This is a genomic window from Streptomyces sp. NPDC020807, from assembly GCF_040641575.1.
GTDB lineage: Bacteria > Actinomycetota > Actinomycetes > Streptomycetales > Streptomycetaceae > Streptomyces.
Genome location: NZ_JBFADU010000007.1, coordinates 291865 through 297901, shown reverse-complemented (window position 1 = coordinate 297901; position 6037 = coordinate 291865). Strand labels below are relative to the sequence as shown.

Here is a 6037-nt window from a genome sequence, read left to right as displayed (position 1 = left end):
ACACCCAGTATCGGGGCGACCCTCCGCCTTGCGATCGCACGCACCGGACACCGCCGGGCCTGCCCTCCGGGCAGACGACGCCACTTTCGACACACGCCCCAGAAGGAAGCGATGGATGATGGACGTTCCTGACCAGCCCGTCGGCGTGGTGATCGCGGCCGTGGGCGCGATCACCCCGCACGGGGGTTCGGCCGAGGCCCTGTGGGAGGGGGTGCGCGCCGGGCGGGTGGCGATCTCGCCCGTGCGCCGCCTGCCCATGGCCGGCTACCAGACCGGTGTGGGCGGCGAGGTCACCGTGCCGTGCACGCCCGCGTACGACTACGCCCCCGGACTCGACGCGCGGGACCGGGCGATCGACTTCGCGCTGGCGGCCGCCGAGGAGGCGATGGCCGGCACGGGGCTGCGGGTCGGCACGGACATCCCGGCGACCCGCTGGGGGGTGTCGTACGGCACGTGTCACGGTGGCTGGCGCAGCGCCGAACTGGCCCTGCGGGAGGTGCGGGAGGGCGGCGAGCCGGACTGGCGCCGCTACACGTTCGTACCGCCGCAGGCCGGTGCGGAGGCGCTGTCGGCGGCGTTCGGGCTCAAGGGCCCGGTGCTCAGTGCCGACACGGCGTGCGCGGCCAGCGCCCACGCGCTGGCGCACGCGCTGGAGGTGATCCGGTCGGGTGCGGCGGACGCGATGCTCGTCGGAGGCGCCGACGCCTTCACGGAGTCGGCGTTCGCCGGGTTCAGCAGCCTGTGGTCGCTCTCCCCGGAGCCCGCGGCGCCCTACTCGAAGGACCGGCAGGGCCTCACGCTCGGCGAGGGCGGCGGGATGCTCGTCCTGCTGTCGAGGGAGGCGGCCGAGCGCACCGGTGCACCGGTGCTCGCCGAGGTCCTCGGCTACGGCCTGTCGGCCGACGGCCACCATCCCACGGCGCCGCACCCCGAGGGCGAGGGCGCGGCCCGCGCGATCCGGGCGGCGCTGGCCTCCTCGGGCCTGGCCGCCGACGACATCCGGTACGTCAACGGGCACGGCACGGGGACGGAGAAGAACGACTCGGCGGAGAGCAACGCGGTGCGTGCCGCGCTGGGCGCGGCGGCCGAGAAGGTCGCGCTGTCCAGTACGAAGTCGATGACCGGCCATCTGCTGGGTGCGGCCGGCGCGGTGGAGGGGATCGTCACGGTCCTCGCGCTGCGCGACCAGGTCGCGCCGCCGACCGCGTCGTTCACCGAGGCCGACCCCGCCTGCGGGCTCGACCCGGTGGCCGGGGCGGGCCGGCCGATGGTGCTGGACGCCGCGCTGTCGAACAACTTCGGTTTCGCCGGGGCCAACGCCACCGTCGCGTTCGCCCGGCCCGGCGGGCGCGGCGCGCCCGCCCCCGCCGCGGGGCCCGACGACGTCGTGGTCACCGGGTTCGGGGTGATCACGGCGGCCGGTGAGGGCGCCGAGGCGCTGTGGGAGGCGTACGGGCGGGGTGCGCGGGTCGGGGCGGTGGAGGACGGGCTGCGCGTGGCGCGGGTCGAGTTCGACCGCGCGGCGGCCGGCACCCCCCGGGAGCGGCGCCGCATGGACAAGGTCTCCCAGCTCGCCGTCGCCTCCTGCCGGGCCGCGCTGGCCTCGGCGGGCCTGGACGGCTCCGACGGCTCCGGTGGTGGGGAGGTGCTCGCCTCGACCGGTGTGGTGCTCGGCACCGCGATCGGGCCGATGGAGAGCGGCGAGCAGTTCACGCTGCCGGTGCTGACGGAGGGCGCGGGCGAGGCGAACCCGGCCGTGTTCACCAACACCGTCTACAACGGCGCGGCCGGCCACGTCGCCATGGCCCTGGGCACCAAGGGCCCGACCTCGACCCTGACGTCCGGGCACGCGGCGGGCGCCGCCGCGCTGGGCGTCGCGTACGACATGCTGCGTGCCGGGCGCGCCGAGCGGCTCCTGGTGCCGGCGGTGGAGGCGTTCTCGCCGGCGACGCTGGCCGCCTACCGGAGCATTCCGCTGTTCGGTTCCGCCGCCGGGCGCCGCTACACGCTCGCCGAGGCCGGTATCGCGCTGGTCCTGGAGCGCCGCGAGAGCGCCGAGCGGCGCGGCGCGCCCGTCCACGCCGTGCTGCTGGGGCACGCGACGGCGTCGGACGCGGCGGGCATCGGCCGCTGGGACGCGTCCGGTGACGGGGTGGAGCGGGCGATGCGCCAGGCTCTGGCCCGGGCCGGTGTCGCCCCCGACCAGGTGGCGGCGGTGTTCGCGAGCGCCGCCGGGCTCGCTCCCGTGGACCGGCCCGAACAGGCCGCCGTCGAGCGGGTGTTCGGTGCGGGCCGGGTGCGTGTCGAGGCCCCCAAGCGGGTGCTCGGCGAGCCGGTCGGCGCGGGCTCCCACCTGTCGGCGGTGCTGGCCGTCGGCGCCTGGCGCGGACACGCCGACCGCCGCCCGGTCCTGGTGAACTCCTCGTCCCTCGGCGGCACCCACACCTCGCTCGTCCTGTCCCCCGTCCCCCTGGCTGCAACGGAGTCCGGCCGATGACCACCGCCTACGATGTGAAGATCCTGTCCACCGGCGCCTACGTGCCCGGTGAACCGCTCGACAACGCCACGCTGGAGAAGTACGTCGGGCCGCTGCCGGACGACGTCCTCGACGGCATCCAGGTCAGGACCCGGTACTGGATGATCGACCCGGTCACCGGCGAACACCGCATCAACAACAGCCGGATGGCCGAGCAGGCCTCCCGTCAGGCCCTCGCCCGGGCCGGGGTGGAACCGGACGAGCTCGACCTGATCGTGGTGTGCACGGCGACGCCGGAGTACACGCTGCCGAACGTGGCGACCACCCTGCAGCACTACCTGGGTCTGGAGTCCGTCGCCGCGATCGAGATCCGCGGGGCGTGCGCGGGCTGGGTGCAGGCCCTGGACCTGGCCCGGCGGCAGCTCGCCGACGGAACCGCCCGGACGGCGCTGGTCGTCGGCAGCGAGGCCGGATCGCCCGTCCTCGCCCCGCACTTCCTCGGCAAGGAGCCCGACCGCGTGCGGATGCGCGACCGCCTGACGCTGTACACGTTCGGCGACGGCGCCGGGGCCGTGGTGCTGCGGGCCGAGCCGGCCGGGCAGGACACGGAGGGCTTCGCGTACGTCAACGCGTGCGTGGGCGGCCTGCGCAAGCCCGGCATGGAGATCATCGGCGGTGGCACGGACGTGCCGCAGGCCGAGCAGCGGGCCCGGCGCCAGCTGATGACGATGAAGATCGACGTGCCCGGGACCACCACGTTCGGGCCGCAGGTGTTCGTCCGGGCGATGAAGGAGATGGCCGCCAAGGACGGCCGGTCGCTCGGCGAGTTCGACGCGATCGTGCTGCCCGAGGGCAACGCCGAGTACTTCTCCGACGAGTTCGCCTCCGCGGGCCTGTCCCCCGAGGACATCCGGGCGCTCGACGGGCGGATCGTGGAGAACCTGGCCGAGGTCGGGGCCACCGGTTCGGCCGCGGTGCCGCTGTCCCTGGACGCGGGCTGGACGTCGGGCCGCATCAAGCCCGGTGACCGGATCGTCGTCCTCGGCATCGAGGCCAGCCGGTACGTGTACACCGGCCTGTCGCTGACCTGGAGCGCACCGACCCCGGCCGCCTGACCGGCCGACCGGCCGCCCCTTCCTCTCCCGCGTTTCCCGTTCCTCTCCCCCGCCCCTCTTCGTCTTTCGTTCTCTTCCGTTCTTCTCAGGAGGCATCACATGGCCGTCACCCGCCGCAAGCTCGGTTCGCAGGGACTGCAGGTCCCCGAGCAGGGTCTGGGCTGCATGGGCATGACGTTCGGCTACGGCACCGCGGACGCGGCCGAGGCACGGGCCACCATCGACCGGGCGCTGGAGCTCGGCGTCAACCTGCTGGACACCGCCGACATGTACGGCCCGTACACCAACGAGGAGCTGATCGGCCGCGCGGTCGCCGGGCGCCGCGACAAGGTGGTCCTGGCCTCCAAGGTCGGCAACGAGGTCGCCGACGGCAAGCTGACCTGGCGGCTGAACGGCCGCCCGGACTACATCCGCCGCTCGGTCGAGGGCACGCTGCGGCGGCTGGGCACCGACCACCTCGACCTCTACTACCTGCACCGCGTCGACCCCGACGTGCCGGTCGAGGAGAGCTTCGGCGCGCTCGCCGGGCTCGTGGAGGCCGGACTGGTGAAGCACCTGGGCATCTCCGAGGCCGGGCCGGCCACGATCCGCCGCGCCCACGCCGTGCACCCGCTGACCGCCGTGCAGACCGAGTACTCGCTGTTCACCCGTGACGTCGAGGTCAACGGCGTCCTGGACACGGTGCGCGAACTGGGCATCGGGTTCGTGGCCTACAGCCCGCTCGGCCGCGGGTTCCTCACCGGCACGATCCGCGGCACCTCCGACATCCCCGAGGGCCTGGACTTCCGGCACATCGCCCCCCGGTTCAAGGAGGAGAACATCCAGCAGAACCTCCCCGTCGTCGACCGGCTCAGCGACCTGGCCGCCGCCGCCGACACCACCGTCACCCGTCTCGCGCTCGCCTGGGTCCTCTCCCGCGGCGAGGACGTCGTCGCCATCCCCGGCACCAAGCGGCGCGCCTACCTCGAGGAGAACGTGTCCGCGTCCGACCTCACCCTGTCCGCCGACGTCCTCGCGGCGATCGACGCCATCGCCCCGTACGGCATCACCGCCGGGAACCGCTACCCGGACGCGGAGATGGACGCCCTCAGCCGCTGACCCGCCCCCCGCACACCCCCCACCTCCACCCTCACCCCCACCCCCACGTCTTCGCCCCTCCACCCCTCGCGCCCGCTCCGGCCCCGATCCCCGGGAGAACGACATGTCCGCACCCACCCCTCGGCCCCTCCGCGTCCTCATCGCCGGCGGCGGGATCGGCGGCATCGCCACCGCCCTCGCCCTCCAGCAGCAGGGCATCGAATCCGTCGTCTTCGAACGCGCGCCGCAGCTGCGCGACGGCGGCGCCGGACTGCACATCTGGACCAACGGCATGCTCGCCCTGGCCCACCTCGGCGTCGCCGACCAGGTCTCCGCGATCGCCCCCGCCCAGGACGAGTGCCACTTCGCGACCTCCGCGGGCCGCCCCATCGGCGTGTGGCCGGTCGGCGAGTTCGTCGAGCGCTACGGACAGCCCACCGTCGCCATCGGCCGCTCCGACCTGCACGGCATCCTCCGCGACGCCGTGACCGCGCCCGTCGTCACCGGCGCCGAGGTCACCGGCTACACCGAGCACGCCGACCGGGTCACCCTCCACTTCGCCGACGGCACCTCCGAGGACGGCGACCTGCTGATCGGCGCCGACGGCGTCCGCTCCGCCGTCCGCGCCCAGCTCCTGGGCCCCCAGCCGCCCGACTACACCGGCTACATCGCCTGGCGCGGCCACGCCGAGCTGGGCCCCGAGGAGTTCGAGCCCGGCACCTTCCAGGCCCTGTTCGGGCCCGGGACCCGCTTCACGTACTACGACATCGCGCCGGGCGTCGTGCACTGGATGAGCGTCGCCGACGGCCCGCAGAACGGCCGCGACGAGGGCACCCCCGCGCAGACCCTGGACATGCTGCGCGCCCGGCACGCCGGCTGGAGCGACCCGATGATCGAGAAGATCCTCGCCGCCACCGTCCCCGACAGCATCCTTCGGGGCGACGTCCTGGACCGCAAGCCCGACCCCGTGTGGGGGCAGGGCCGGGTCACCCTCCTCGGCGACGCCGCGCACGCCATGAGCTTCAACATCGGCCAGGGCGCCTGCCAGGCCATCGAGGACGGCCTCGTCCTCGCCGGACACCTCGCCGCCCCCGGCGCGACCGTGCCCGCCGCGCTGCGCGCCTACGAGGCCGAACGGCAGGAACGCACCCGGCCGATGCAGCTGCTCGCCCACCGCATCGGGGTGGCCGGCTCGCTGAAGAACCCGGCCGCCGTCTGGCTGCGCGACCGGATGATGGCCCTGACCTGGAACAAGACCTTCCAGTCCACCGAACGCGACCACGTCGCCTACGGCACCCGCTGGTCCCCCACCCCCGCCACCACCCCCGCCCCCGCCCCCGCCACTGCGGCTGTGACCGCTGTCTGAGCG

At 74.6% G+C, this 6037-nt stretch carries 4 protein-coding genes; all 4 read left to right on the top strand.

All coding sequences use genetic code 11. The annotated features are described in order from the left end of the window. The first annotated feature begins 115 nt into the window (after nucleotides 1–115). The 4 genes from AB0G79_RS14915 (at nucleotide 116) to AB0G79_RS14900 (ending at nucleotide 6034) form a co-directional block, all read left to right on the top strand. Complete coding sequence (locus AB0G79_RS14915; RefSeq protein WP_360805908.1) at nucleotides 116–2497, top strand: beta-ketoacyl-[acyl-carrier-protein] synthase family protein; 2382 nt, start codon at nucleotides 116–118, stop codon at nucleotides 2495–2497. Next, complete coding sequence (locus AB0G79_RS14910; RefSeq protein WP_360805905.1) at nucleotides 2494–3591, top strand: 3-oxoacyl-[acyl-carrier-protein] synthase III C-terminal domain-containing protein; 1098 nt, start codon at nucleotides 2494–2496, stop codon at nucleotides 3589–3591. Before AB0G79_RS14915 ends, AB0G79_RS14910 begins: the two co-directional genes overlap by 4 nt. A 99-nt stretch (nucleotides 3592–3690) precedes the next feature. After that, nucleotides 3691–4689 carry an aldo/keto reductase gene (locus tag AB0G79_RS14905; protein WP_360805902.1) on the top strand — a complete coding sequence of 333 codons (999 nt, stop codon included), beginning with the start codon at nucleotides 3691–3693 and terminating at the stop codon, nucleotides 4687–4689. Nucleotides 4690–4792: 103 nt separating this feature from the next. Then, nucleotides 4793–6034, top strand: a complete 1242-nt coding sequence (locus AB0G79_RS14900) for an FAD-dependent monooxygenase (RefSeq protein ID WP_360805899.1) — start codon at nucleotides 4793–4795, stop codon at nucleotides 6032–6034. The last annotated feature ends 3 nt before the right edge of the window (nucleotides 6035–6037 follow it).

Coding starts and splice junctions, on each gene's coding strand:
- AB0G79_RS14900 (WP_360805899.1), top strand. CDS start 4,793: ATGTCCGCACCCACCCCTCGGCCCCTCCGCGTCCTCATCGCCGGCGGC.
- AB0G79_RS14910 (WP_360805905.1), top strand. CDS start 2,494: ATGACCACCGCCTACGATGTGAAGATCCTGTCCACCGGCGCCTACGTG.
- AB0G79_RS14915 (WP_360805908.1), top strand. CDS start 116: ATGATGGACGTTCCTGACCAGCCCGTCGGCGTGGTGATCGCGGCCGTG.
- AB0G79_RS14905 (WP_360805902.1), top strand. CDS start 3,691: ATGGCCGTCACCCGCCGCAAGCTCGGTTCGCAGGGACTGCAGGTCCCC.